Raw genomic sequence first — 25,501 nt, forward strand, 5'->3', positions numbered from 1 at the left:
GAGAGGAATTGCCCGTGGTGGCATCCGACGAGACCGACCTCGGTATCGAGGTGCCCGAGCGCACCAACGTATGCGCGATCGTGGGATTGTTCTGCGCCCTGACGGGATTATTCATCCCCGCATTGGTATTCGGCGCAATCGGTTACGTAGAGACCGGCGGACGCGAACACGAAACCGGCTCCGGCCTCGCCGTTGCCGCTCTGGCCCTGGGGCCATCGAACTGATCGCCGTCGTGCTGACCGCCGTCATAGTTCTCGTTACCATGCGCTGAACGAAGCACCGCGTGGTTCGACGACGTCGCCGCCCCACAACTATGCCCGCATCCTCTCATTCGAAACACTGGTCTGCGGACGCCGGTTACGGGACATCCACGACGAGCCCGAAGTCGTCGAGGAGGGAGTCGATGACCCGGTCCGTGCCCATCCCCGGTCGGCGAGATCACCTGTGGCGTCGATGCTGATGTTCGGTGGTGTGCCCCGTTCGACCAGCATGACGGCGCGTTCGTCCTGTCCGTGGCGGCACCGATACCGCACCCCAGATGCGGTCGGGGTGCCGATCAGGATGTTCGTGCAGGTGATGCGGGAGTCGCGGTAGTCCCACCACGTGCACCCGGCCAGCGAGCCGTCCTGGTTGATCGCCGCCAACCCGGCCTGGGTGTCGAGGACCGCGACCGTGATGTCCTCACCCGCAATCATCCGGGTAAGCGACGCTTCGGCGAGCGCTGTGTCGGAGAGCATTCCGGACTTGGGGATGTCGGTGCCGCGCAGGATCCCCTCGGCCACCACAGCGCCGACCGACAACCCGACGTACAGGTAGCCGCCGAGATGTGAGCCGCTGGGGCAGAGTCGGTTGTCGTGGACCGGGTCGAACCGGCCCTGCCGCGGCACCCGCGTGGTGCGGGTGTTGATCGTCAAGCCGTCCTCGAGCGGGGCGATGGCGGCGGAGTTGAAGCTGTTCGGCGGGAAGGGGCTGTCGGTGCGGTGGATCCGCCACAACTCGGTGCCGGCCGCAATGGTGTCGGTGTGCGCGGGTGCGCCGTTATACGTTCGCACCCGCTCACATGCCCCGGCGTGCCACGTCGAGGACGTTGTCGATCGCGATCTCGGTCAGCTCGCCGGCCTCGAGGTCCTCGACGGGGCTGCGGCCGTCGAGGATCTCGGTGGCGGTCAGCCACCACGACGCCGCACCGTACGGGTCGTCCGCCACGGCGAGCTGCCGGTTCGCGTACTTCACCAGGTCGTGGATCTTGTGCCGGTTCCGGTCGAACTGGAACAGCGGGTACCGGTAGTCCGGGCGGGTGCCGATCGGCAAACCGATCAACTCCCCCGCCTTCCGCCGTTTCTGTGCGACGCTGCGGATCGGCTCACTGGTCGGCGCCAGGATCGCGGCGACCTCCTTGGAGTCGATCACCTCGAGGGCGTCGAGGACCGACCGGCGGGCCGAGGCCCGCGGCCCAGTGTCATGGGTGTCGGTGACGGACGCGATCAGCGACTGCGCGAGCTGCAACCGCTCCGTCTGTGACAGCGCGGCCGCGGAAAACTTGGTGAGCGCCGTGACCACGTCCCCGCCCGCCTCCTCTGCCCCCAGTGCTGTCAGGCGGTGACCGCGCCGACCTGCGCGGGGCCCGGGCTCCGGCGCCTTCTCGCTTGCCTGGACCAGGGCGAGGCGGAACTCCGCGAAATACGCACCCAACGCCCGCTCGAGCCCCTCGACGCGGATCGACTCGGACATCCGCGCCACCACCACCGGATCGATGGCAGGATCCGGTCCCGAGGAGAACGCTTCGGCACTCATCCAACCCTCCCAGGTACGATCGTCACAACTACGTACCTATCGTACCTTCGAGCGGTCAACCCGTCGATGCCCGAGACCAGCTGTCCAAACGGGGGTCAGTGAGCTGGCCGCCGATTCCCCTCACAGTTCTCGCCGGCGGGTCCCGCCCCGAAGCGGACAGGCACGGAGGGGCGGGGCGGGGACCGACGGTCACCTCGTCCGTGCCCGCGAAGACCCGGCGCCATCCTCGTGCGCGACTACCCCGCCCCGTACCCCGGCACCGCTGACACGGACCATCGCCCACCGCATGGCGCCGAAGGCCATGATCCCCACCGGATCATGGCCTTCGCGACAGGATGTCCACGATGTGCACCGGGACGATGTTGGAACTCACGCGACCGGGATCTCCACCTGAGCGTCACGGAAAGCTCGCTGGATCTCGGACGGAATTCGGCCACGCGAGGACACCTCATGACCCGCCCCGAGCGCCCACTCACGAATCTCCCTGGTCGTCCTCTTCGTCGGAGCCTTACTCACCCCTTCCGTCGTCACTGGCACCTTCGCCGAGACGATCGCGGCCGACTTCTCCCCAACTCTTTTCTTCTCCCCTGTCTTGGTCGCGGCTGTCTTCTTCGCGGCCGTCTTCTCCTTCGCGGCCGTCTTCTTCTTCGCGGCCGTCTTCTTCTTCGCGGCCGTCTTCGTCGCGGGAGCGGTGCTCGACCTCGCCGGCTTCACCGGAACGGTCGAGGCGGTCTTCTTCCCGGCGGTCTTCTTTACCGTCGCCGCCGTTGCCTGAACCTGCTCCGCCCGAGCGTCATGGAAGGCCTGCTGAATCTCGACCGGAATCCGGCCACGCGAAGACACCTCATGACCCACCCCAATCGCCCACTCACGAATCTCCCTCGACGACGACTTACCCGCCGGAGCCTTACTCACCACCTCCCCCGCCGCCGGCACCTTCGCCACGACCGCCTTCTTTACGGCTGCCTTCTTCGCGGCCGTTTTCGTCGCCGGAGCCGATACAGCCTGAGTATTCTTCGCCTGAGCCGTCGCCGCGGCCGTCTTCCTGACAGCTGCCTTCCTCGCGGCTGCCTTCTTTACCGGCGCCGCCTTTGACTGAACCTGCTTCGCCCGAGCGTCATGGAAGGCCTGCTGAATCTCGACCGGAATTCGGCCACGCGAAGACACCTCATGACCCACCCCGAGCGCCCACTCACGAATCTCCCTCGACGACTTCTTCGCAGGAGCCTTACTCGCCACCTCCCCCGCCGCCGGCACCTTCGCCGCGACCGGCATCTTCACAGCCGTCTTCTCCGTGGCCGTTTTCGTCGTAGCCTTTTTCTTCTCAGCTGTCTTCTTAGCGGCTGTCTTCGTCGCCGGAGGCGTGCTCGCCGTCGCCGCCTTCCCCGGAGCCTTCGCCCGCTTTCCCGAAGTCGTCGCCGCGACCGGCTTCTTCACAGCCGTCTTTGTAGCGGCCGTCTTCCTTACCGGCGTCGCTTTTTCCTGAACCTTCTTCGGCTGAGCGTCATAGAAGGCCTGCTCGATCTCGGCCGAGATCCGGCCGCGCAAGGACACCTCGCGGCCCTGCCCGATCGCCCACTCGCGAATTTCTTTGGTTGTCTTCTTCGTCGAACCGTCAGAACTCCTCGGTGATATCGCCATGTGTCTCCTTCTTCGCTGGGTTAATGTCGAACGCACACAGTAACGGCAGGCGGGTACTCACGGTAATCAGGAAATTCTTCCGAGCTGAGATTTCATTGTTCCCAACCCATTGCCGATCTGGGCATGCCGACACGATCTTCCTGGAGTCCCCACTCGCGACGCACCTAGACTTCAGGCAGATAGAGTGCGACTCAGTTTGGCAGTCAATAACTTTGGTGCCGCAGCACGATAGAGCAACGTTGGGATCTTCGCTACAGGGCAGGCGGTATCCATCAGGCCGAGTCGCTCCGATCTGGATCAGCGATTCTCGATCGTATGTCTATCACGTAGGAATGCGCATCTGCGGGTTTCCTCGAGTGAACCCCGATCCAGACAGCACCACCCCATTGCGAGCACAGAATAATCAAGATCAGTGACCAATCAGCGAATCGCAGCTCGCCTCCCGGACAAGCAAGCCGAGCGGGTCCGCGTCAGATGACCCGCGGGACGTTCACCAGAGGACGGGACCCGCTCGAGGTCGCAAATAGACACCGCAGCAGTCTGACTCAGCTGGCCTGTTTCAGGTCGCCGTAATAGGTGTGCGCCTTGGCAGCGAGCAACCACAGGGGTCTTCGGTGCCCTCCAGGGCATAGCCTTTTTCGAGCTCACCGCCTTCATGCCCGCGACATGTCCGGGGGTGCGTCGGTGAACCGGACGCCGATCGATGACCGGCATCCGATCGATGATGGAGAGGCAACCAGCGAGTTGGTGTGGCACCGGCTTGTCACGTTGCGTCGGCTTGGGGCGATACCCAGATCATGAGGGTGAGGAAAGCTGCGATAGGTGCCAGCGCTCTTGTCGCGATCGCAACCGCGAGCTGCGCCTGCTCGCCCGAGGACACAGAATCGCGCGAACCGGCCGTCTTCGTCCAATCCACACAGTTCGCACCGTCGCCGGCGCCGATCACCGATCTTGTGCCCACCGCCGAGCAACTGACCGCCCTGTACAACGCCACCACCAACTACTCCATACGCGAGGAGGACCGGGCGCGACTTCTGGAGGGTCCCAGCGACCAGACCCTGCCGATCGCGCGGGCCTGGGGTGCCCAACCCTCACCCCAATACCTCCAGTTCACCGCCGTGGAACTCGTCGGCCCAGAGATGGTCAACGCAATTGGGCAGGGCCACATCGAAGGCATGGAACCTTACCCGGTGGGACCAATTCCCTTCGTGCGTTTTAACAACGAGTGGAGGCTATCGCGCGCCTTCGTCTGTGGTGGATTGTTTCTCGCCGCACCACACGTCTGCGGCTGAGGCTTCGCCCGGCACGCGCGGCAAGTTCGACTTCCACTGCCGCTGAGCAACAAACTCGACGAACTCGCGCAGCGCCAGCACCGCAAGCCCAGCGAACTCATGCGCGAGGCAGTCGAGGAATACATCCAGGAGCACTCCGCCTGACAGTCACCCGCGAGTCTTCCGACCCGCCGGTCAACGCGCGGAAACACCCGCCTCCCGATTCCGTTGCACAATCGAAAGGAGGGGAAGCGGAGATCCTGCGGGAGGTGAGCATGCGTCGGGAGGAACCGGCACCAATGCCGATGGCCACTCCGGTCCGGTGGTGGCGACTGCGCCCGTGGAGCCGCAACAACCTGATGCGGGCCAGCGACCGCATTGAGGCCACCCTGGTGATGCTCGCCGCGGCCGTGGTCCTGCTGTTGATCCCCGTCGCGGCCGCGTTCGGAACCGCGACGCATACCCGGCTGGAGCAACAAGCCCAGGCGCTGCGGGCCGGCGTCCACCCCGTACCGGCAGTGTTGCTCGAGGACACCTACCTCGCCCCCGACTCCCCCGAGTACACGATCCGCCCCGCCGGCAGCCAGAACACCGCCCGGGCCCGCTGGACCACACCCCACGGGGATCACGTCGCCGCCGTGCCCACCGACGCCCCCGCGAAGGCCGGCCAGACCATCACCATCGACGTGGACGCCGACGGCAACCTCACCGGCCCCATCCCCGACACCCGGGAAAACACCGCCCTGGCCGTGACCGCCGCCTGCGGGCTGTGGGCACTCGCCGCCGGCGCCGTCCTACTCTCCACGGCCATCGCACACCGACAATTCACCCGAAACCGGTTGCGGCGCTGGGCACAGGAGTGGAAACAATTCGACATACCACCGAGAGAACCCCACTAAGCGCCGGGTCGCGTACCCCCGCCCGCCAACCAAATCACCTCGGGGTGCCGGACCCCTTGCACCACACCGCGATGCACATGCTCCGATCTGCAATAGAAGAACGCAATCGTCGATCACGAGAACGCCCGATCACAGCGCATTCACACCCCCGGCGTAGAGCCCGACACACCTGATGGGATGCAGAAAGACACCCTCCACGCTGCGACCGCACCGTGCCCGCCCCACGACAGACCTGCGGCGCGGCGCTTCGCAACTTGACGAGAAACCCACGCAGCTGGTCCCTGATCGACTGCCCCGCTCCCTCCGGTCGACGGGCGCCGAACGGCATCCGTGCCGGGTGTCAGGGTTGCGGGACCTCGACACTGGTGGGAGTTGGTCGCGCACCTTGTTCACTTCCTGCTCGATCCGCTCCACCGCCGAGTCGTTGTTCATGACCGTGACGACGCCGGCGGCAAAGGCGATCGAGACGACGATCGCCAACCCGCTCAGCACCAGACCGGCGATCGCCACACCCTTCCCGGTGATCCCCACCCTCCGGGCCGGCCGCAGAGGATCAACCCGATGATGCCCAGCACCAAACCGACCGGGGACAGGATCACGATCAGCACACACACACACACACACACAAACGCGGCAATCCCGACGGCCAGCGCGAACGCCGCGGACGCGCGGGGCCTCGAGACCGCCGAACAGGGCAATACGGGACTCAGCGGGCGCGAGAGGTAATGCATCCGTGACAGCGCCGACCGACCCGCTGACGGACACCGTGCTGATCGAACTCGACCCCGTTACGGCCGGTTCGGCCGATCCGCCGCTCGCCGCCGCGACCGCACCCCGGGACCCGGGCGCGTGCGGTGCACCCCACGGGCGCACGGAGGGGGCGTCGGCCGGATAAGGTACGCGTTCGGGCGATGATTGTTTCCGCGCACCTGCTCCCCTTGCCGGTCGTGGGGCGCTATCCGTGGCCGCCGTGCACGGTCCGGCACCGGCCCTCACGGTGGTCGGCGACGCTGGCGAACGTGACGGTGGATGTGATGCCAGTTACTTTCGAGCGATACCCTTCGGTATCATTCGCCGTGTCGCTACCATCAATTGCACACCCTTTACCACCTCATGAGAGGTGACAGAGTGTGGATCATCCGGGTTCGTCCCGGTTTCACCGATGTCAAGCCCAGGCATCAAATGCACCGACACGCCCTGCGGACGTGGTGCCGCACCGATCACAGTCCCGGATCCAGGTTGGTCGCTGCCGCTCCGACTGCCGACTCCGGGCTCAGCGGTGACACCGCGATGTGTCGAGTAGTCATGTCGCACAACACCTTCGGATGAAAAAGAACGTGATTGTTCCCGCGAGGCCACGCCAAACCCGCACCGATCCGCCCGGCAGACCGCCGCAACGAGCCCAGGTCTGCCAGCCACACCCACGCGCTCCGCCCTGACCGAAGAGCCGCCTACCGCTCCAATGCGAAAGCGACCCAGCCCGCTGTGCCTGATCAATTCCACCACTCCCCCGCCCGGGACTGGCAACACCGCGCCTCCTGCCGCGGCACCGACACCGACATGTTCTTCTCCCCCGACGGTGAACGCGGCAACGTCCGCGCCCGGCGGGAGCGCGCCGCCAAACAGCTCTGCCAAGACTGTCCCGTGCTCGACAACTGCCGCGCTCATGCACTCACCGCCACCGAGGCCTACGGCATCTGGGGCGGCATGTCCGAAACCGAGCGCGCCCGCCACGCCCGGCGCACCCGCCTCCCGGCCCGACCCCGCGAGCATGTCGTGTCGACGGACCCTCTAACCTGGCGGATCCGAACCCCCAGAGCGTGAAGGTAGAACAGCCATGGCCACCGACTACGACGCCCCGCGAGTCGCCGAATCCGACGAGCCGGACACCTCCCTCGAACAGCTGACCGCCAGCCGGAAAGACACCCAGTCGCCTGTCGTCGACGTCGAAGACACCGACACCGCCGAGTCCTTCGAACTGCCCGGCGCGGACCTGTCCGGTGAAGAACTCTCTGTCCGCGTCATCCCCAAGCAGGCGGACGAATTCACCTGCACCAGTTGCTTCCTGGTCCACCACCGCAGCCGCCTCGCCGACACGGCGCAACAACTCTGCCGCGACTGCGCCTGAACACCTCGGACCAACCGAGAAGCTCGGCCGCCCTCGGATTGGTCGGCCATCGCACACCCTCGATACCGACGCCCGGTCTGATTCGCCTTCAAAGGGCCTCCTGCGGGCCCGCAGGCGACACGCGGTGGGGCGGGCAGGGCTCGAACCCGCGACCAACCGATTATGAGTCCACGGCTCTCACCGACTGAGCTACCGCCCCATCACCGCACTATCCCCCATCGTGGGGCGTGGTGATGCTACCGGCCACCTTCTGGCCGTGGCCCCGGCCGTACCGAGGACGGTCTTCATGCGCGCTTCATGCGCGGCCGAAGAGCTGCCGCACGCCACCGTCCTCATCGACCGCATACAACGCCATCCCCAACAGATCCAGAATCCGCTGCGGTGCTCGCACCGCCGCGCCCACCGATCGCGGCTCGTCAGGCACGACCAGCGCAAACGACACCGACTGATCCGCCTCGCTCGGCATCCGCCGCACCAGCTGCCCGATGGCGGTATCGACATCCAACCCCGGCGCGGAGCTCGCACCCTTGACCTCGACGTGGAGCTGGTGGCCGTCCTTCTCGGCAACGATGTCGACGAACTCCACCTCGGTGCGGACCGTCCACCCCTGAGATGACAACCACCCCGCGAAGTCCCGGGCTACCCGCGCCTCATCGCCTCTCATACCGGACACGGTAACCCTGAAACGTTAGTTCCGAACAACACCACAGCACGAAACACATTCGGTGCGGCATGCGACGACTCAGGCATACCCCAACAGATCATGCGATGAGATCGACGTAGCCCCTGCCCCTCGATGACCTCATCGACCTCAGTCATGTAATCGACTGACTGCTAGCGACATTCGTGTGCACGATGCCCGGCGCCGCCCAGAACCGGCCACGAAGCGGCTGCCGCCGATCATTCTCCCCGGTGACGGCCGGGCGTCCACACGGGCCGAATCCGAGTCCGAGCTCAGGTTCGGGGCGGAACGGTAGGAACCCGGATCGATGGTCAGGTCCTCGGTGTCGGCGAAGACCAGCCGCCCGTCGTCGAGCGCGATCGCCCACCGTCGCACCGGCGCCCACTCGTGCCCACCACCGCCAGGATCGGTCACTGCCGCATAATCCTCGACCACCTCACCGGTGAGATCGGCCCCGGCGCTCCTGCGGACCAGCACCCGGACACCGACCGTCAACTCCGCGCCACCGACCGGCCGGCTGCCACTGTTTCGGGCCATGCTGATGCACCTCTTCGCTCGGCTAAACTCCCGAGATCGAGCATAAGCACCACCCGGTACGCGACCCGACCTGCACGAACACCATCCGCGATCGAACCGCCGCCTAAGCAGTCGGCTGTCATCGTGCGGTCGGTGGCCACCCAAATGCACCAGCACATAACCGACTCGCTGCGTTCGCACGACAGCAACTGGCTAGGGCCCCGCCAGCCGGTTGCGCGAACGCGGCGACCTCGTCGGATACCAACTCGGTGTCCGCTACCTGCACCAACCGTCGCCGTCTCCCGCCTGGTCGTCGCTCGACGCCGCGCTGGACATGGTGGCGCAGGAAGGTCGCGGCGTGGTCGTCCAACCACCCCTGCAAGATCGCCACCGCGCTGTGCCGCACGTGATACCCCAGATCCTCCGTCGACGACAACGAGAAACGAAAGCAACATGGCTCGCGGTTGCCCGCAGTGTCGATCGCTCTGGAGCCCTGTCGGTTGCGTCGTTCTGGGTGGTCGGACTCGGTTTCCTCTTGGGAGTGGCCGCGGTGGTCTGCGGCGCGGTCGCCACCTCGCGGTCTGCGGTGGTCGATGACGAGGCGGCATCGTTGCGGGCCCTACTGGGCGTCGTTGCCGGCGCCACAGGGATCACCGTCTCCGCGATCGCCTGTTCCCCATGCTGGCGCACCTATAGATCCCACCATGGCTGCTGCGTTTACAGGTCGACGTCCAGTTTGATCGGGATCATCCTCTGGCAGGTTCATTCGAGTGCCTCAACCCGCATCATCATTGACGCAATGCGGCAACGTCCTCGTCCAGGAATTCCTTCAATCCCCCACTGAAGACATCGTTGTCGTCGCCGGCAACCATATGACCTGCCCCCGCGACGTCGATCAGCTTGGCGGTCGGGATCAGCTCGAGCAGTTCCTTGGCGCCTTCTTCACTGACCACATGGGATTGCTTGCCACGGACGAGCATCGTGGGCACGGAGATCGCTGCGGCGGCATCCCGGGCGCGTTCGTAGCGCACGATCGAGTCGGCTTGGCGAGTGGGTTCGTCACCCTGGCGTAGGAACGCCGGATCCCAATGTCAATACCAGCGACCATCACGCAGACGCAGGTTCTTGCGCAACCCTTGCGGGTTGGGCTTGCGGACACGGTTCGGGGTATACGCCGCGATCGCCGCTGCGGCGTCGTCGAGACTGCCGAAACCATCGAGCCCACTGCGCATGAAAGCCATGATTTCCGCGGTGCCGGCCGTTTCCACCTTCGGCGCGATATCAACCAAGACCAGGCCGCGAGCAAGCTCCGGATTCTCCCCCTGCCCGATCAACGACGTCATCCCGCCCATCGAGGCACCGACAAGTACCGGCTTCTCCCCCAGTTCGCCGATGACCGAGTTCAGTTCGGCGACAAGCGCATCGATGCCGTATCCCCGTCCGGTGCCCATTGGCTGTCGCCATGCCCGCGTGCGTCCACCGCGACCGCGGACCACCCGTCCGCGGCGAGGCTTTGTCCGGTGTTCCGCCAGGAATGCCGGGTCTGCCCGCCGCCGTGCAGTAACAGGACCAAGCCCTTCCTGTCGACGCCCGATCCGCCCGCACCCTGCGACGGTGGATCCCACCGGTCGACGGCAACGGTGACACCGGCACCACGGAATTCGGACTGTTCAACTACCGGATTCATCAAGCTTCCTCACCAACATCGTCGAGTCGAGCGTTCTCCACCATGGTGCACCACGGGGTGAACACTAATTCACCTCGCGTTCGTTGCGACAAAAGATTTCACCGCGCGCCCCGGCCGGGGAAGGACGCAACCGCTGTGACCGATCAACGAGTGCTAGGCGGAGCATTCCGGTCTTGGGGACGTCGGTACCGCGCAGAATTCCCTCTGCCAGGCCGGATTGGCGGAGGGAATTGCTCCGGCGGATCCCACCTCGGCGGCTACCTGTTGTCGGAGGGCGCGGTTGCATAATCGTTTCGTAACCGATCGGCGACAGCTAGTCGATCGACAAATGCAGTTGGCCCTCGAACCACCAGACCAATTCAGCGGTCTTCCGCTCTATCTTTATGAGGACCTTCCAGCCAGCGGCGGCTGCGCAGTCCCACCGTCAGGATCTGCCAACAGCCCGCTCAACGCAGTGAAAACTGTTTTCAAATTGTGGTCGAGTCGATTGAGGATGTCTTCGCGATTGTCATCGATGTTCAGCCAGTGTCGGAGTTCGGAAACGAACATGCCCCGGGCCGCGCCAGCGATTGCCATGGGGATCGCGTCGTGCGGAGCGATTCCCGTGCGGGTAGCGACGAAGGTCGCGATCGTGGAGGCCCACCGTTCCCAGTGATCGTATGCGTCGGCACGGAGTTCCCCGCAACTGTCGAGCAGTCTGAAACGCTCCAGCCACACCTCGCTGTTGTAGATCGCCGAGCGCGTGGAGAAAACAATGCTTTCGCGAACGGCATCAAGGATGCCTAGAGACTCCTGCCTCTCGGTGAGATCCTCCGCCAGCCATGAGATCGTGTCGTCGAACGCAGACCACACGACGCCCGGCTTCGACTTGAAGTAGCGAAAGAACGTCGTCCGCCCAATCCCGGCCTCTCGTGCGATGTCATCGACGCTGACCTGGTCATAGCCCTCGCGCAACATCAGAGTGAGAGCGGCGCGCTCGACCGCATCGCGATTCGCCGCGTACGGTCTTCCTGGGCTCCGGCGAGGCGGCGTCTGCATCCCCACACTGTAACCACCGTGGACAGGAAGTTCCGCCGCACCATTGCATTGTGGTACTCAGTTCCATTAATGTGACGAACCACCAAGATTGCCCTCCGAGGCAGCCGCCTCTGGCGGGCCCGGAGTGGCGACGAGAGCTTTCGCATCAAGGAGTACGACGATTATGGGAAAACTGGACGGCAAGGTTGCCATCATCACCGGAGCGGCGCAGGGCATGGGCGCCGCGCACGCGAGAAAGTTCATCGAGGAGGGCGCGAAAGTCGCGCTGACCGATGTCAGCGAAGTTGAAGGCAAGAAGCTTGCCGACGAGCTCGGCGCCAACGCACTGTTCCTCGAGCACGACGTCGCGTCACTCAGCGACTGGGCCGATGTCGTCCACCAGACCGAGGAAGCCTTCGGGCCCGTGACCGTGCTGGTCAACAACGCGGGAATCCTCGGGCCGATCAAGGATGTCGTCGAGATCAGTGAGGAAGATTACCTCAAAGTGATTGCCGTAAACCAGCATTCGCAGTTCTACGGAATGAAGACTGTCATCCCCTCGATGAAGAAGGCAGGAGGCGGCACCATCGTCAACATCTCATCGACGGCAGGGATGGTGTCCATCGTCGGTGCGCCAAATCTTGCCTACGTAGGCAGCAAGTTCGCCTCCCGAGGTATGACAAAACAGGTAGCCGTACAGTTCGGCCCCGACAATATCCGGGTCAACTCCGTCCACCCGGGCTACATCAAGACACCCATGATGGCGGCAGCCACCGACGAAACAGGCGGCGGCATCGCAGACTCGGTCCCGATCCGCCGCATGGCCGAACCCGACGAGGTGTCCAAACTGGTTCTGTTCCTCGCCTGCGACGACTCGTCATACATCTCCGGCATGGAGCACGTCATCGATGGCGGCCTGACCGCCTCCTGAACCAACTCTCGGTCCCGTCATCGCGGCGACGTCACAACACGCCGTCGCGGCTCGCGAGAAGGATGGGAGCCATGTGCCCGTTCTCGGGAGCTGAGCGAATAAACGTAGTCCAACCCGAGATCGAGGAGACGATGGCCCCATGCTCGACAAACTCTATGCAGCAATGCTCACGCTAACCGGAATCGGCTTCGGGAGTTACGTGCTGCTCGAAGAAGCCACAAGCGCTGTCGCGGGTGAACAGCTGGGGGAAAAGCTGCGCACCAACCAGGCTGATCGGGATCAGCGCGGTGGGACAATCGCCGCACGTACGACACTCACCGCCAGCGGCGTTGGCCCGTCTCGGATTCACCCCGACCCGCGGTCCCACGTCATCCCGTCGTGAAGGTTCCACGAGCGATCGTCAAAACCCGCCCGGTCGACGACAGTATCGATGCGTCGACGGTGGTGATACGCCGTCCACGACGGCCGATTGAGGCCGTCAGATGAAGATCTCGATCACGCTCGAGCGTCGCCGGACGATGGTAGACGAGCGAGAGGTCGAGCATGAGGTGTCGGCTCGGCGACGTGGCCGTCAGCAACTCGCTCATCGCGAAGTCCATGAAACCTGCATGCAATCCTCCATGGACGATTCCGAAATGGTTGCAGACGCTGATCGGGGGGCGTGCGAGGATATCGACCCGTTCCGAATCGACTTTCACGCGTTGAACTCCTACGATCTCGGCGGGCGTCGTCGGGTGTACAGTGGCGCGTCGGTCATGAGGCTGAGGCGGCATCGTGGCGTCCTGCGAGGGCACCACTGCGAATCTGGCGGTGCACTCGGCGAATGCGCGTCCCTCAACGTCCAGTAGGGTCGCCCTACTCACCCCGGTGAGATCGTCGACGCACAACGCTTCCGCGAGAGCAGTCGTCATCGACTGCGATGACGGTAGGGCGCCGAGTCTGTCGAGTCGAAGATTCACAGTCCGGATATCGTGCCCGTTCGCCACACGGGAAGCGAAGGCCTGCGCCGCGGCCGCGTCCGCGATCGTGCCCATCCATCCGAGTGTCACTGTCTCGGAGGCATGAAAGTCCGGTACGGGCATAGTTGCCCGAGCGCGCCCACCACCGCGTTCGACCACTCGGCAGCCGGTCAGCGCTTCCGCGGGATGCCGCGCGGGGTGGGGGTCCTCGGGTGCGTAGCTATTTCTGCGGAGGTCTTCGGTGTGTGGTTCACATGTCATCGATGCTCTCTCAGCTATGTGGTCTCGGCACAACTGCTGTGCCGGCGGCGTGCACGACCGAGATCGTCGCAGGTTGCTCGCTTACGGGCCGTGGTCCGACAGTGCCGGGCCCCGGAGCATCGCAGCTCTGGGGCCCGGCTTCAGGCGTCAGCGCTGGGGGCCGTGTCATCCGCCACTGCGAGTTCTTCTCGACCTCAGTCCGGCAGTGCCCGGTTGGCCGTTTCGGTTACGAAGAAGGAGATGACGAAGGACGGCAGGACGGTGAGGATCAAGTAGATTCCGGGAGCGAGTGGGCTGCCAGTTATCTCGATCAGGTAGGTCGAGATGTACGGTGCGGTTCCACCGAAAAGTGCGGCGAGCACGCCGAGAGTAGCAGCGGATCCTGTGAAGCGGATATTTGTGCGGAACCGTTCGAGTGCGGGAGTGAGATTGTTCGCTTGTGCCGCGGATGTCGGGATTGCGAGCAGGATCAGCCCCAGCGCGGCCTGACGGAGATCTCCGCTGTTGAGCAGAAGAAAGGCCGGCACGGTGAGCACGATGAACCCGGCGGTGGTCAGACGGAGGAGGACTCGTCGGCCGATGATGTCCGAAATCTTGCCGAAAATGGGGACTGCGATCATCTGGATGGTGCCTGCGATGGCGATGATCAGCAGCGAGGTTGTTGCGGTGAAGTTCATTTCCTTCTTCAGGAACGTCGGCATGAACGTCATCAAGAGGTAGAAGCTCACCAGTACCGGCATGTAATAGGCCGCGGCATAGCCCATTTCCGCGAGATTGGTGCGTCCCCGCAATGCTGCGACGAGGGGAGTCCGCGCCACCGCGGCGTCACGCTTGACGGACTGGAAGCTGGGCGTCTCGTCTACCTTGAGTCGAATGTAGAGCCCGATAAGTCCGACCGGTCCTGCGAGAAGGAAGGGGATTCGCCACCCCCACGATTGCATCGCGTCGTCAGAAAGGAGGGCGGCGACGGCCGCTGCGACGAATATGCCCGACAGAAATGCGGCGGTCGTGGCGACCTGCAGCCAGCTGACGAGGAACCCTCGGCGCCGAGTTGGGGCGTGCTCGGCGACGAAGATGGCTGCGCCGGCGATCTCCCCTCCGGCCGAGAGGCCTTGGACGAGACGAAGTACGACGAGCGCGATCGGTGCTGCAATTCCGATGGCGTGGTAATCGGGTGTCAGGCCGATGAGTACGGTTGCGATGGAGATGAGCAGGATAATCGCCGACAGGGTGCGTTTGCGGCCGATACGGTCGCCGATCGGCCCCCACACGAACCCTCCCAGCGGCCGGGCTACGAACGCGAGGGCGAAAACGGCGAAGGTGCTCAGTAGTGCGACCACCGGGTCGGCGTTGGGAAAGAATGCCTTCGCGATGATCGGTGCCATCGACCCGTAGATCGCGAAGTCGTAGTACTCGATGAAGGTGCCGGCGGTAGCCGAGCCGATGACGCGCCGTAGGGAGCTTTGTCCTCGAACGGGGTCGTCATGTACCGCCTGGGGGTGAACGCCGAGTTCCGGAGTAGTGTCCACGGGAATCCTTATGTCGTTCGGAGGCCGTCTTGGAAGCGGCTGGTGGTGACGAGCGCGACCCGAAGGTACTCGAGGCCGGTTGCCTGGTAGGACTGCATAATCAAGGTTCTGCGTCTGTCTCAGCGGGTGACCTGCGGGGGGCGTGAACAGGTCACCCGCGCCGGTGATGTGCTAGCTTGCACCGACTTTTTGCAGGAAGCCGGCGTCGACCGGCAGGGATATTCCGGTAACGAAGCGGGCCTCGTCGGAGGCGAGCCAGAGCAACGCGTTCGATACATCGACGGGTTCGACCCACGGGACCGGCATGGAATTCAGTGACTGGAACGCTGACGCGAACTGCTCCCGGGTCGGATTGGGATCGCCGGGGAAGAACAGCTGGTACACCCCGTCGTGGTGAATCATGTTGGTATTTACTGCGGTCGGCTGGATGTTGTTGACTCTGATGTTGTGGCGCCCGAGCTCGTTGGCCAGCGTGCGGGTGAGGCCGACGACGCCGTGCTTGGCTGCGACGTAGTGTGCGAGGTTCTCGAAACCCGCTACGCCGCCGTTGGAGCTCGTGATGATGATCGATCCGCCGTTTCCGGCTTCGATCATCGACGGCACCACCGCTTTGATGGCCTGCCAGACACCAGTCAGATTGACGCCGATCATGTCGTCCCACTGCTCCTGGGTGAGCTCCCAGGTGCGGTTGGAACTCCAGATGCCGGCGTTGGCCGAAACGATGTCGATATGGCCGAATTCATCGAGGCCGGCTTGAACGGCCTTCTTCATGGCGTCGGCATCTCGGACGTCCGCCTGTACCGTCACGATCCGCCGCCCGTGCTTCTCGACGAGCCGCGCCGTTTCCGCGAGATCCTCTTCGGTCGAGAGCGGATACGGCACGGTGTCGATCTGCTGACAGATGTCGACCGCGATGATGTCGGCGCCCTCCTCCGCGAGGCGCACCGCGTGCGATCGCCCCTGACTGCGCGCAGCACCGGTAATGAACGCTACCTTTCCATCTACTCTTGACACTGAAAACTCCTCTCCTGGTGTGTTATTCAGAGAATATGCGACCTGGCTCACACCTGTCAACAGGTATGTTGCCAGCCCGAGACGAGGCTCCACCTACGGATACGCAGGTAGCCGAGTCGCGCACGTGGGCGACTCGGCTATGCGCGGATAAACGAGGGACCAGATGAAGGTTGTTGCGGGCTACATCAGGCCAGAACCTCTGAACTGACGTGATCGACGACCGCGACCGTAGGTGCCACCCCCCTCAGTTCGGCGACGATCTGCAGCGCCAGGAAACGTGAATGCAGGCGGCAGTCCATCAGATTTCCGCCCATCACCCAGAATCCCTGCTGCGCCGTCTTCTTCCACATGTTCTTCATCGTGAAGTCGTCGTCGAATCCCCAGATGAGACCCACCTTGTCGGCAACTCGGTCACCGAGCAGACGGCGCACGCCTTCCTGCAGGTTCTCGTATCCGGTCGCCATGACGACCAAATCCGCCTCCACCGCGGTGCCGTCCGCGAGGACTACGCCCTTCTCGTCGAATGATTCGATCTGCTCCGCCTGGACCAGGCCGATCTTCTCCTCTGCGATCAGGTCCGAGCATCCGACGTTGATGTAGTAGCCGCCACCGGTGCGCAGGTATTTCATGTGGAAGCCGGTCTCGTCCTCGCCGTAGTCGGTCCGGAAGCCGACCGCCTCGAGCTTGCCGATGAGTTCGCTGTCCAGCCCCCGGATCTTCTCCGTCAGAAACTGATACGTCTGGCGCAGAACCGGGTACGGGATGGCAGCGGTGATCAGATCGGTGTCCTCGGCGCTTCGCCCTTCGGAGTAGAGCGAATAGACGAGAGTTCCGCTGGGTACCAGGCTCACCACGCACGTCGACCCACGCTGAACGATCGACACCGAATCGGCACCGTTGGAGTACAGGTCTTGCGCTACATCGTGGCCGCTGTTACCGGTACCGAACACGAGCGCTTTACGTCCTGCATACTGAGTGCCGCTGGAGAACTGGGCGGAGTGCATCACCTCGCCGCCGAACTTGTCGAGACCCGGCAGGTGGGGCATCTTGGGAACTCCACTGACTCCGCCGGTGGCGAACACCAGATGCGGAACGTGCATGCTGCGTTCCGTGCCGTCGGGACGGCGCACGGTGACATCCCATCTACCGGCTTGCTCGTCGTAATCGCCTGCCAGGAACTCGGTTCCGGTCCAGACGTTGAGCTCGAGCGCCTCGGCGTAGTGCTCGAGCCAGCCCGCCAGTTTGTCCTTGGGGACGAAGGTCGGCCACGTGGGGGGAAAGGGAAGGTACGGCAATCCGTTGGCCCATACCTCGTTGTGCAAAGTCAACGAGTGGTACCGATTACGCCAGTTGTCACCGATGCGCTGTTCGCGCTCGACGACGAGAGTATCTGCTCCCATCTGTCCGAGTCGGGCTGCCAGGGCCAGTCCTGCTTGACCGCCGCCGACGACAAGCACTTCTGGGTCACGATCGGCGAATTCCCGCGTCTTGTGTCGCTTGTCGAGCCAGTTGTCACCGGAGAAGTTCTGCGAAAATTCGATGCCCGTCGGTCGGTGATCGTCGACCCGCTCTTCGAATCCACGTAATTCCTGCAGGCTGGTCAGCAGGATCCAGATCACCGGGTCGGTGGGACGCGCAGGATCAACGGCCAAACGTACAAACCCGCTCCCCTGGCCGAGGTCGGTATCGAAATCGAAGTATGCCTCGATCACCGATCGCGCGGACCGTCGGACGAAACGCGCGTCCTGCCGGCCGGCGGCGGGCCGTAGGTTTCTGGGCTTGCTCGCCTCGCGGGTAGTGGCGAGGGCGTGCTCGATCTGGTCGCGGCCTGAGAATGTCTTGTAGCTCCAGGTAAAGGACAGAATGTCCTTCCAATGGCCCTCGGTCTCGAACTCGTTCGCGATCGACTGCGTCGATCCGTTTTCGAGCAGCTGGCCGAAGTGGTCGAGCCATTTCGCGAAGACATCCACGGCGGTGCCGGGGTCGGTATCCACAACGCTCATTGGGCAAAATCCTTCCATCGCTTCCGGCCGGGTTGACTGGCAACACGACGGAGCAGTTCGGGGTTCAGTACGAGCGGGGCAGACCCAGCTCTTGTTCTGCGACGAAGTTGAGGATCATTTCCTCGGGGATGGGGGCGATGCGGGTCAGGCGCACCTCTCGGAAGAGCCGCTCGACGACGTACTCGCTGGCGTATCCGTAGCCACCGTGTGTTTGGACGGCGCGGTCGGCGGCGAAGAAGCCGGCGCGACCGGCGAGGAACTTCGCGGTATTGGCCTCGAGACCGCAGGACTCACCGCGGTCGTATCGCCGGGCAGCGTCGAGCATGACGTGGTTGGCGGCCAGCAGCTGCATGTACGCGTCGGCCAGCGGGTGTGCGATGCCCTGATGGGAGCCGATCGCCTTGCCGAACACGACCCGCTCCTTGGCGTACCGGCTGGCTCGTTCGACGGCGGCGAGGCCGATGCCGATTGCTTCGGCGGCGACAAGAATACGTTCGGGGTTGAGTCCGTCCAGAAGGGTGTAGAACCCGCGCCCTTCCTCGCCCACCATGTTCGCAGCTGAAACCGGCAACCCGTCGAAGGCGACTTCGTAGCTGGCTACCGCGTTGCGCCCCATCTTCTTAATCGGTCGCGCATCAACGTATTCGGAGTCCATATCGACGACGAACAGGGTCAACCCGTCGATGGGGCGTTTCGTCTCCTCGACTGGCCGTGTGCGGGTCAAGACGAGCGCCGCCTCGGAGAAACCCGCTTTGGTCATCCAGACCTTGCGACCGGTGATCTTCCAGTCGTCCCCGTCCCGCACCGCCCGGGTCGATACCCGCCCGGTGTCGATCCCGGCGTTGGGTTCGGTCACGCCGAAAGCGATATGGATGTCGCCGGCGGCCACACGCGGCAGGTACCGTTGTTTGAGTTCCTCGGTGCCGTGCACCACCAGCGGGTGGAACCCGAACATGGACAGGTGGATGGCGGAGCATCCGTTCAGTCCGGCACCGGTTGCCGCGATGGTCTGCAGAGCCAGAGCCGCATCCTCGAGCGATCCGCCCTCACCGCCGTATTCTGGAGGCATCAGCATTCCGATGACACCCATTTCGGCCATCGCCTTGAAGAATTCGGCCGGGAACTCGTGAGCCTCCTCGTGCTCGGCCCAGTAGGTATCGTCGAAGCGCCGGCACGCGTCGGTGAGTGAGCGAAGGAACAACTTCTGTTCGTCGCGCAGTGTTTCGTTCCACTTCATATCAAATCACCATGTTCGTTCGAGTTCGAGTTGGTTCGTTTCCGCCAGATGCGCGGCGAGGAAGAAGCTGAGAGTTCGGGTATCGACGGTGTCGCCGCGGCTGGGTAGCGCTACCGGGACACCGACGCCGAGGACCACACCCATTGCCGGGGTGCGCTGCCCGATCAGTGCCTTGGCCAACAGATTTCCCGCATCCAGGTCGGGCGCGACCAGGATGTCGGCCTGTCCGGCGACAGCCCCCTCCAGCCCCTTCTCCGCCGCCGAGTGCGGAACCAGTGCAGCGTCGAGCGGCATCGGCCCGTCGATGAGAACATCGTTGATCTGGCCGCGTTCCCACATCACGCGTAACGCGGCGGCGTCGATGGTGCTGGCGAGCTTTGGGTTGACCTTCTCGACAGCACTGAGCAACGCCACGCGGGGTACCGCAACTCGCTGCTCGGTCCGTGCGAGCGACCGAAAAAGTGCCGCCGCGTTGTCGACGATGGCCACCTTGGTTTCGAGTGTGGGAGCAATGTTGACCCCCGCATCGGTCAAGATGACGGTGCGCTCGCCGAAGGCTTCGAGGTGCATCACATACGCATGCGAGGCGCAGGAGCTGCGCCCTGGAAGCCGCTCTCTCAACAAACCGCCGAGCAGCTCGGCGGTCGACAGTGAGCCTTTGACCACGAACGCCGCGTCGCCCTCTCGCACGAGTCGAGCGGCGCGTTCGACGGCCGCAGCGGCGTCCGAAGCGGGGTGGACCCGCAGGAGATCCGGATCAACACTCATCTTCGAGGCGAGACCGGAGACAAGCGTTACGTCCCCGACCACATCAACGTGCGCTCCAGTTGCCACGACCTGCGCTACCGCGGTCATCGCCGCATGTGTGTGAGGTGCGACCACGACGCAGCGTGGCAAGGCTCGCGCCGTCAGATCCGTCAACAGAGAGTCGAAGGCTGGGAGTCCTGGGTACATCAGGGTTTCCTTTGAACGAACGCCGACACACCGTCGTGGAAGGACTGCTGTGAGAAGACCAGCGCCCGCATCACGCTGCCCATCAGAAGTCCCTCGTCGTAGGTCGACTCCGCCGCGCTGCGCACCGTCGATTTTCCGAGGGTCAGCACATGTGCGGGTTGATTTCCGAGGGCGGTGACGAAAGTACGCGCACGTTCGTCGAAATCTTCGGCGTCGAAGATCTCCGTGACGAGCCCGAGTTCCCGGGCTCGTTCGGCCGTGACCGGCTGCCCGGTCACCGAGAGCGCGAGGGTGTTGCGGGCACCAATGGCCCGCACCAAGGGTGGAACGATCACCATGGGGAAGGCACCGATTTTGATCTCGGGGCATCCGAACATCGCCGATCGGGACGCGAGCACCATGTCACACGCCGCCGCAAGCCCGAAGCCGCCTCCGAGTGCCTTCCCTTCGACCAGCGCGATCGTGATTCCTGGCAGCGCCTCGAGCGCCTGAAACAGCGAACGGAACAGCTCGGTTGCTCGGAACTCGACCAGCGCGTCGGTGGTGAGATTGGCGTAGAACTGGTCGAGGTCTCCCCCGGCGCTGAAGAATCCGGATTCGCCGCGGATAGCGACTACAGGTGCGTTGCGGACCTCGGCTGAGTGCAATGCCTCGACGAGTGCCTCGATCATCCGGTCACTGAGCGGATTGCGTCGGGCCCCGTCGCGGAGCAGAACTGTCGCGACCGCGTTGTCCACATCGACGGTGACCAGGTCCTTACTCATCGGCGGTCACCGCATCGATCCGAATCCGGTCAGCCATGAGCTCACGGGGCACCAGGCTGGTCCATTCCCGCAGGACCTGACTGACGAACGAACCACCACGTAGGCCACCGACGAAGGGGTAGGAGTTGATCGCCAGCGGTGGGAGCAGCTTGATGAATGCTCGCGCAGCGGTCTCCGAGTCAGTGCGCACCGCGACTCGCATGACGACTTCGTTTACGTCGCGCTCGGCGGGAATGGTTGCCACGCCGCCCATCAGCGAGCTGACCCCGATGTACTCGACGTGGATGTCCGTCACGGGAAGCTGGTCGATGGCAATCTGCTTGCGCACGATGTCGGCCGCGCGCTGGGCCTTGTCGAGGGCGTACGGCGCGGCGAACGGCAGTGACACTGATGCAAGGTATCCATCAGGAATGCCGGCGATCAGCTTGAGGGTTTCCGGTGCGGCGGTGCCGGTCACACCGGACACGCGGACACGGTCGGGGCCGATGTCGATCAGTTGCACTCGGGAGAAGTCTGCGGTGACGTCGGGGGTCAGGTACGAGGTGGGATCGTGAATTTCGTAGAAGAGCTGTTCCTTGAGTGTGTCGCGGCTGACACGACCGCCGGTCCCCGCTGGTTTGGTGATGACGAGGTCGTCCGCGGTGACCTCGGCGAGCGGGTATCCGATGTCCTCGAGTCGCTCGACGTTCCACCAGTCACCACTGAAGTTACCGCCGGAGGCCTGTCCTGCGCATTCGAGAAGGTGTCCGGCCAAGATTCCGCGGGCGAGATCCGCCGGGTCGTTGGGGTTGATCGCTCCGGTGGAGATCAAGGGCGCGAGGAACAGCGCGGTGTCGGTGACTCGGCCAGTGATGACGAAATTCGGTTTGTGCGTGAGGGCTTCGACGATCGGTTCCGCGCCCAGGTACACGTGAGCGAACAACGGCTTGGTGGGCATGTCGTCGAATGCCTGTCCGGTGTCTTTGTCGGTGAGATCGATGCCGTTGGCGTTCCAGTCACCCAGGCATTCGAGGACATCATCGCCGCTGACGGCGACCACCGATGCGTCCGAATGTCCCCGCTTGGCGCATTCGTTCGCCACGGCATGAGCGGCCGCACGGGGATTGAGACCGCCGGCATTAGACAGCAGGGTCGCGCCGCGCCGCGCGGCGCCGGGGTACAGATCTGCGAACATGCCCGGCAAATCCTTGGCGTAGCCGAGCTCGGGGTTACGTGAGCGATCTTTGGCAAGGATGGCAAGGGTCAATTCGGCCAGCGCATCGAAGGCCATGAAGTCGACGTCGGAGGTTTCCAGGGCGCGCCTGGACGGTCGCGGGCTGTCTCCGTAGAAGCCTTGGCCGGCAGCGAGAATCGTCGGTGTGGTCATCGGCTCGAGTCCTTCGGTCCGTAGTAGGTGTGCGATGCTTGCGCAAGTTCCTCCGGCACTCCGGGCACCGTCATCTGAAGAAGAGCGGCGGCCATGGATTTGCCGAGGTTGTCGCCGCGCAAGCTGCTCGATCCGCCACCGCCGAGCGCGTCGTGCAGGACGAACTTGACCCCCCATACGGTCGGCAACACGTACCGGTCGATTCGGCCGGTTGCCAGCGGGGCCATGTGCTCGGCGACGCGTTCGCGGGTCAGAAGCGGTTCTACGCGTTCGAACAGCTCGGCGGTTGCCAGGAAGACGGTGATGTCGGAGACATCGTTCTTGTCACCGGAGCGAGCCTGGGCAATGCGATGCAGGAAAATTTCGTCGTCAACGACCTTGTTGATATCGGGCATAGACCGACGATACGACGTTTATCGGGCTAGGTCAACAACCCTGTTGATGAGATTTCGAGTGCCGGTCCCGCGGGGGTGGAGACGGGCTCGAATACGACGCGATCGCCGATTCCGATGCCTCGTGCTGCCCGCATCGGAATTCGAACCCCGGGAGTCTGCACGGGTTCGACGAGGGCGACCACATACGGTGGTTCGAGGCCGTCGACGCTGTCGATCGCGCGCAGGACCTCCGTCCAGGTGTGAACCACACCTTCGGTCCCGATGTCCTGCCAGGTGAAGTCGGACCCCTGGCAGCCGCGGCACGTCGGTTGTGGATACCAGTTCCAGAGCCCGCACTTCTCACACCGCGGGACCTGCGGAATTCCCCGGATCAGCCCGTCAGCCCACGTCGACAGCGGTTCGGACATGTTCATTCTCCTGCGTGTTCGAGGATCAGCGCGGTGTACTGACGGCCCGGTCCGGCTCCGACGAAGGCCAGTTCCGCATCACGAACTTGGCGTGGCCCGGCCTCGTGCCGGAGCTGGGTGACCGCCTCGGCGAGATGATTGGCTCCGAACAGATACCCGTGTGATAGCAATCCGCCATGGGTGTTCGTCGGGTGCTCCCCTGCTGTTTCGAGGGCGCCGGCGGCTGCGTAGTCGGCGGCGGAGCCGGGTGCGCAGAAACCCGCGCTCTCGAGCTGCAACACGATCGCCGGTGAGAAGCAGTCGTAGATCTCGGCGACGTCGATGTTCGCGGGTGTCACGCCGGCCAGCCGGAACGCCTCCTCGCTGGCACGTGCAGTGGCCGACAGCAGAGGCAGCGGGCTTTGGCTGTAGAAGGAGGCATCATCGAATCGGTCCTGCGCCCAGGACCAGCCGCGTATCGACACCGCTCGCCCTCGCGGCGAGACGGCGTGCGAGTTCGAGACAACCACCGCTACGGCGCCGTCACTGAGCAGGCAGCAGTCCGCCTTTCGAACCGGGGACGCGATCATCGGACTTCTGTCGTAGTCCTCGCGGGTGAGCGGCGAGGTGACCTGGGCGCCGGGGTGCAGCGTGGCGTTTACGCGCGCTGCCATCGCGATCGATGCAAGGAGGTTTTCGGTGTCGTGCTCGGACAGTCCGTAGACATGGCTGTAGCGGCGCATCGCCGCGGCGAAGTACAGCGGTGGGCCGACGAAGCCTGCGGGTCTTTCGATCACGGATTTCGCGTCCATCGCAGCGTGATAGTCGTTCGGCCCGCTGGTCCGGGTTCCCCAGTCGATCCCGAAGTACGAGACCACGTGGTCGGCTGTTCCGGATTCGACAAGTGCCGCAGCGATGCCGATCGCTTGGAGTATGCCGGCACCGGTGGGACTCGACAGTGCGGTCACGCTGACCCGGTCGAGGCCCACCGTCGGCGCCAGGTCCCCGATCGGGGCCATCTTCGGCGTCAGGGACGCCTCGGTGACGACGCCCCCGACGTCCGCCGGTGCGATCCCGGCGTCGGCCAGTGCCAGTCTGGTGGCATCGGCGACCATATCCAAGGTGGTACGACCCGAACGGCGAACCGGGGCTATTTCGCCGAGTCCGGAAATGACAGCACGAGGCACGGATACCACCTTTCAGATAATGGCGACCGGAGCTACCGGGCTGCCGACCCCGCCGACGATCGGTAGGGGTGAGATGACGAGAAGGAATTCGTGCCGCGATGTCCGAGCCAGGGCCTCGAGGTCGAGCAGTTCGAGGAAATGAACACCCCTGTTGCGCATCAGTTCGATATGCAGCGGAATCTGTTCCCCTTCGACTCCGGACGGAAATGCTTCCACTGCAATGTTGTCGGCGCCGACGAGGCTGATTCCACAGTCGTCGAGCCAGCTCGCGCAGTCGATGCCGAGTCCGGGCCACGCGTCGAGGCCGGTGGCCCCTTTGCGCCAGCGATCGAGCCATCCGGTCCGTACCAGTAGGGCATCGCCGGGCAGCAATTGCATGCCGCACTCCGAGATGGCAGCTTTGAGGTCCCCGACCCCGATGATCGGGTCGGGCGTGTCTGCCATGTCGACGAACACTCCACGGGTGACGATGGGGCCGGTCTTCTCGATCCCGCAGCGCCGTGCGCCGCGACTGGTGACCTCGTTGGCGGAGTGGCCGTTCCACATTTGGCCGTCTTGCCAGACATGGGACAGGGCATCGAGATGGGTTGTTCCGTGGCACGCCACCATGAGGTAGTCGTCGGCGAACCCGAAGCCCCCGGCCTCTCGGTGCCCTGCCGCATAGTCGCCACCGTCGCGTGTCATGAAGTGCATTGGCGGAGTTCGCATTCCAGCGAATGGAATCGATTTCTCGGAGATCGGGATGGCCAAGGAGTGAGGCTCGAAGGCCGAGATCGCCGACACTCCTCGCCGACGCGCGTCGTCGTCGATGCGATTGAGGGCGCCTCGCTCGTCGTCCTCGCCCCATTGACCCCATGAGTTCATTGATGCCCTCCCGGAC

General features: G+C 64.2%; 25 protein-coding genes, 1 tRNA gene and 4 pseudogenes. 9 read left to right on the plus strand and 21 right to left on the minus strand.

Going from position 1 to position 25,501, the window contains the following annotated elements; genetic code table 11:
• Nucleotides 1-14: 14 nt before the first annotated feature.
• Complete coding sequence (locus JVH1_RS38680; protein WP_009480254.1) at nt 15-224, plus strand: DUF4190 domain-containing protein; 210 nt, start codon at nt 15-17, stop codon at nt 222-224.
• A gap of 87 nt (nt 225-311) precedes the next feature.
• On the opposite strand, the gene JVH1_RS38685 is transcribed toward JVH1_RS38680, so the two are convergent.
• The 3 genes from JVH1_RS38685 to JVH1_RS38695 all read right to left on the minus strand — a co-directional run bounded on the left by JVH1_RS38685 (nt 312) and on the right by JVH1_RS38695 (nt 3,435).
• Complete coding sequence (locus tag JVH1_RS38685; protein ID WP_009480253.1) at nt 312-1,052, minus strand: hypothetical protein; 741 nt, start codon at nt 1,050-1,052, stop codon at nt 312-314.
• Nucleotides 1,053-1,056: 4 nt separating this feature from the next.
• The gene (locus tag JVH1_RS38690) at nt 1,057-1,794 is read right to left on the minus strand and encodes a hypothetical protein (RefSeq protein ID WP_009480252.1); all 738 of its coding nucleotides are present in this window, start codon (nt 1,792-1,794) and stop codon (nt 1,057-1,059) included.
• Between the two features lie 369 nt (nt 1,795-2,163).
• Complete coding sequence (locus JVH1_RS38695; RefSeq protein ID WP_009480251.1) at nt 2,164-3,435, minus strand: histone-like nucleoid-structuring protein Lsr2; 1,272 nt, start codon at nt 3,433-3,435, stop codon at nt 2,164-2,166.
• A 797-nt stretch (nt 3,436-4,232) separates the two neighbouring features.
• On the opposite strand from JVH1_RS38695, the gene JVH1_RS38700 reads away from it, so the two are divergent.
• The 3 genes and pseudogenes from JVH1_RS38700 (at nt 4,233) to JVH1_RS38710 (ending at nt 5,605) form a co-directional block, all read left to right on the plus strand.
• On the plus strand, nt 4,233-4,727 hold the full coding sequence (locus tag JVH1_RS38700) for a hypothetical protein (protein WP_051033821.1): 495 nt from the start codon (nt 4,233-4,235) through the stop codon (nt 4,725-4,727).
• Between the two features lie 33 nt (nt 4,728-4,760).
• A pseudogene (locus JVH1_RS38705) lies at nt 4,761-4,871 on the plus strand (ribbon-helix-helix protein, CopG family); the annotation flags it as partial.
• Between the two features lie 134 nt (nt 4,872-5,005).
• Nucleotides 5,006-5,605: a hypothetical protein gene (locus JVH1_RS38710; protein WP_009480248.1), complete on the plus strand. Its 600-nt coding sequence runs from the start codon at nt 5,006-5,008 to the stop codon at nt 5,603-5,605.
• Between the two features lie 340 nt (nt 5,606-5,945).
• Here the strand turns inward: JVH1_RS38710 and JVH1_RS38715 are convergent.
• A pseudogene (locus tag JVH1_RS38715) lies at nt 5,946-6,285 on the minus strand (DUF4190 domain-containing protein); the annotation flags it as partial.
• Between the two features lie 53 nt (nt 6,286-6,338).
• Here JVH1_RS38715 and JVH1_RS38720 point away from each other — a divergent pair.
• From JVH1_RS38720 to JVH1_RS38730, 3 genes are all read left to right on the plus strand, one after another.
• A complete protein-coding gene (locus JVH1_RS38720; protein ID WP_009480245.1) occupies nt 6,339-6,500 on the plus strand; it encodes a hypothetical protein in 162 nt (53 codons plus the stop codon).
• Between the two features lie 590 nt (nt 6,501-7,090).
• On the plus strand, nt 7,091-7,429 hold the full coding sequence (locus JVH1_RS38725; RefSeq protein ID WP_009480242.1) for a WhiB family transcriptional regulator: 339 nt from the start codon (nt 7,091-7,093) through the stop codon (nt 7,427-7,429).
• Between the two features lie 13 nt (nt 7,430-7,442).
• The gene (locus JVH1_RS38730) at nt 7,443-7,733 is read left to right on the plus strand and encodes a DUF4193 domain-containing protein (protein WP_009480241.1); all 291 of its coding nucleotides are present in this window, start codon (nt 7,443-7,445) and stop codon (nt 7,731-7,733) included.
• Between the two features lie 125 nt (nt 7,734-7,858).
• Here JVH1_RS38730 and JVH1_RS38735 read toward each other — a convergent pair.
• The 5 genes and pseudogenes from JVH1_RS38735 to JVH1_RS38755 form a co-directional block, all read right to left on the minus strand.
• Nucleotides 7,859-7,932 (minus strand) — tRNA-Ile (locus JVH1_RS38735).
• Between the two features lie 96 nt (nt 7,933-8,028).
• On the minus strand, nt 8,029-8,397 hold the full coding sequence (locus tag JVH1_RS38740) for a hypothetical protein (protein ID WP_043782585.1): 369 nt from the start codon (nt 8,395-8,397) through the stop codon (nt 8,029-8,031).
• 236 nt (nt 8,398-8,633) lie between these two features.
• Nucleotides 8,634-8,952 (minus strand): annotated as a pseudogene (locus JVH1_RS38745) (hypothetical protein).
• Nucleotides 8,953-9,719: 767 nt separating this feature from the next.
• Nucleotides 9,720-10,618 (minus strand): annotated as a pseudogene (locus JVH1_RS38750) (alpha/beta fold hydrolase).
• Nucleotides 10,619-10,999: 381 nt separating this feature from the next.
• Nucleotides 11,000-11,656: a TetR family transcriptional regulator gene (locus tag JVH1_RS38755; protein ID WP_051033819.1), complete on the minus strand. Its 657-nt coding sequence runs from the start codon at nt 11,654-11,656 to the stop codon at nt 11,000-11,002.
• Nucleotides 11,657-11,819: 163 nt separating this feature from the next.
• Here JVH1_RS38755 and JVH1_RS38760 point away from each other — a divergent pair, with 163 nt between their 5' ends.
• Both JVH1_RS38760 and JVH1_RS38765 read left to right on the plus strand, forming a co-directional pair.
• Nucleotides 11,820-12,566 (plus strand): glucose 1-dehydrogenase, encoded by a 747-nt coding sequence (locus JVH1_RS38760; RefSeq protein ID WP_009480231.1) that lies wholly within the window; start codon nt 11,820-11,822, stop codon nt 12,564-12,566.
• Nucleotides 12,567-12,705: 139 nt separating this feature from the next.
• On the plus strand, nt 12,706-12,948 hold the full coding sequence (locus JVH1_RS38765) for a hypothetical protein (RefSeq protein ID WP_009480230.1): 243 nt from the start codon (nt 12,706-12,708) through the stop codon (nt 12,946-12,948).
• Here JVH1_RS38765 and JVH1_RS38770 read toward each other — a convergent pair.
• From JVH1_RS38770 to JVH1_RS38825, 12 genes are all read right to left on the minus strand, one after another.
• The gene (locus JVH1_RS38770) at nt 12,935-13,264 is read right to left on the minus strand and encodes a PaaI family thioesterase (protein WP_157174098.1); all 330 of its coding nucleotides are present in this window, start codon (nt 13,262-13,264) and stop codon (nt 12,935-12,937) included. The two genes, JVH1_RS38765 and JVH1_RS38770, sit on opposite strands and share 14 nt — an antisense overlap.
• A 716-nt stretch (nt 13,265-13,980) precedes the next feature.
• Nucleotides 13,981-15,315: an MFS transporter gene (locus tag JVH1_RS38775; RefSeq protein WP_009480228.1), complete on the minus strand. Its 1,335-nt coding sequence runs from the start codon at nt 15,313-15,315 to the stop codon at nt 13,981-13,983.
• Between the two features lie 171 nt (nt 15,316-15,486).
• On the minus strand, nt 15,487-16,329 hold the full coding sequence (locus tag JVH1_RS38780; protein WP_009480227.1) for a mycofactocin-coupled SDR family oxidoreductase: 843 nt from the start codon (nt 16,327-16,329) through the stop codon (nt 15,487-15,489).
• Nucleotides 16,330-16,514: 185 nt separating this feature from the next.
• A complete protein-coding gene (locus JVH1_RS38785) occupies nt 16,515-18,332 on the minus strand; it encodes an NAD(P)/FAD-dependent oxidoreductase (protein WP_051033818.1) in 1,818 nt (605 codons plus the stop codon).
• Nucleotides 18,333-18,396: 64 nt separating this feature from the next.
• Complete coding sequence (locus tag JVH1_RS38790) at nt 18,397-19,569, minus strand: acyl-CoA dehydrogenase family protein (RefSeq protein WP_009480225.1); 1,173 nt, start codon at nt 19,567-19,569, stop codon at nt 18,397-18,399.
• Between the two features lie 6 nt (nt 19,570-19,575).
• The gene (locus tag JVH1_RS38795) at nt 19,576-20,424 is read right to left on the minus strand and encodes a phosphate acyltransferase (protein WP_083849909.1); all 849 of its coding nucleotides are present in this window, start codon (nt 20,422-20,424) and stop codon (nt 19,576-19,578) included.
• 98 nt (nt 20,425-20,522) lie between these two features.
• Nucleotides 20,523-21,287: an enoyl-CoA hydratase/isomerase family protein gene (locus tag JVH1_RS38800; protein ID WP_009480223.1), complete on the minus strand. Its 765-nt coding sequence runs from the start codon at nt 21,285-21,287 to the stop codon at nt 20,523-20,525.
• Nucleotides 21,280-22,653 (minus strand): acyclic terpene utilization AtuA family protein, encoded by a 1,374-nt coding sequence (locus tag JVH1_RS38805; protein WP_009480222.1) that lies wholly within the window; start codon nt 22,651-22,653, stop codon nt 21,280-21,282. Before JVH1_RS38805 ends, JVH1_RS38800 begins: the two co-directional genes overlap by 8 nt.
• Nucleotides 22,650-23,048: a hypothetical protein gene (locus tag JVH1_RS38810; protein ID WP_009480221.1), complete on the minus strand. Its 399-nt coding sequence runs from the start codon at nt 23,046-23,048 to the stop codon at nt 22,650-22,652. Before JVH1_RS38810 ends, JVH1_RS38805 begins: the two co-directional genes overlap by 4 nt.
• 26 nt (nt 23,049-23,074) lie before the next feature.
• Nucleotides 23,075-23,455, minus strand: a complete 381-nt coding sequence (locus tag JVH1_RS38815) for a Zn-ribbon domain-containing OB-fold protein (RefSeq protein WP_009480220.1) — start codon at nt 23,453-23,455, stop codon at nt 23,075-23,077.
• A gap of 2 nt (nt 23,456-23,457) precedes the next feature.
• A complete protein-coding gene (locus tag JVH1_RS38820; protein ID WP_371113118.1) occupies nt 23,458-24,549 on the minus strand; it encodes a thiolase family protein in 1,092 nt (363 codons plus the stop codon).
• Nucleotides 24,550-24,633: 84 nt separating this feature from the next.
• Nucleotides 24,634-25,485, minus strand: a complete 852-nt coding sequence (locus tag JVH1_RS38825; RefSeq protein WP_009480218.1) for a cyclase family protein — start codon at nt 25,483-25,485, stop codon at nt 24,634-24,636.
• Nucleotides 25,486-25,501: the final 16 nt, after the last annotated feature.

This window comes from Rhodococcus sp. JVH1, assembly GCF_000280725.2.
Classification (GTDB): domain Bacteria; phylum Actinomycetota; class Actinomycetes; order Mycobacteriales; family Mycobacteriaceae; genus Rhodococcus_F; species Rhodococcus_F jostii_A.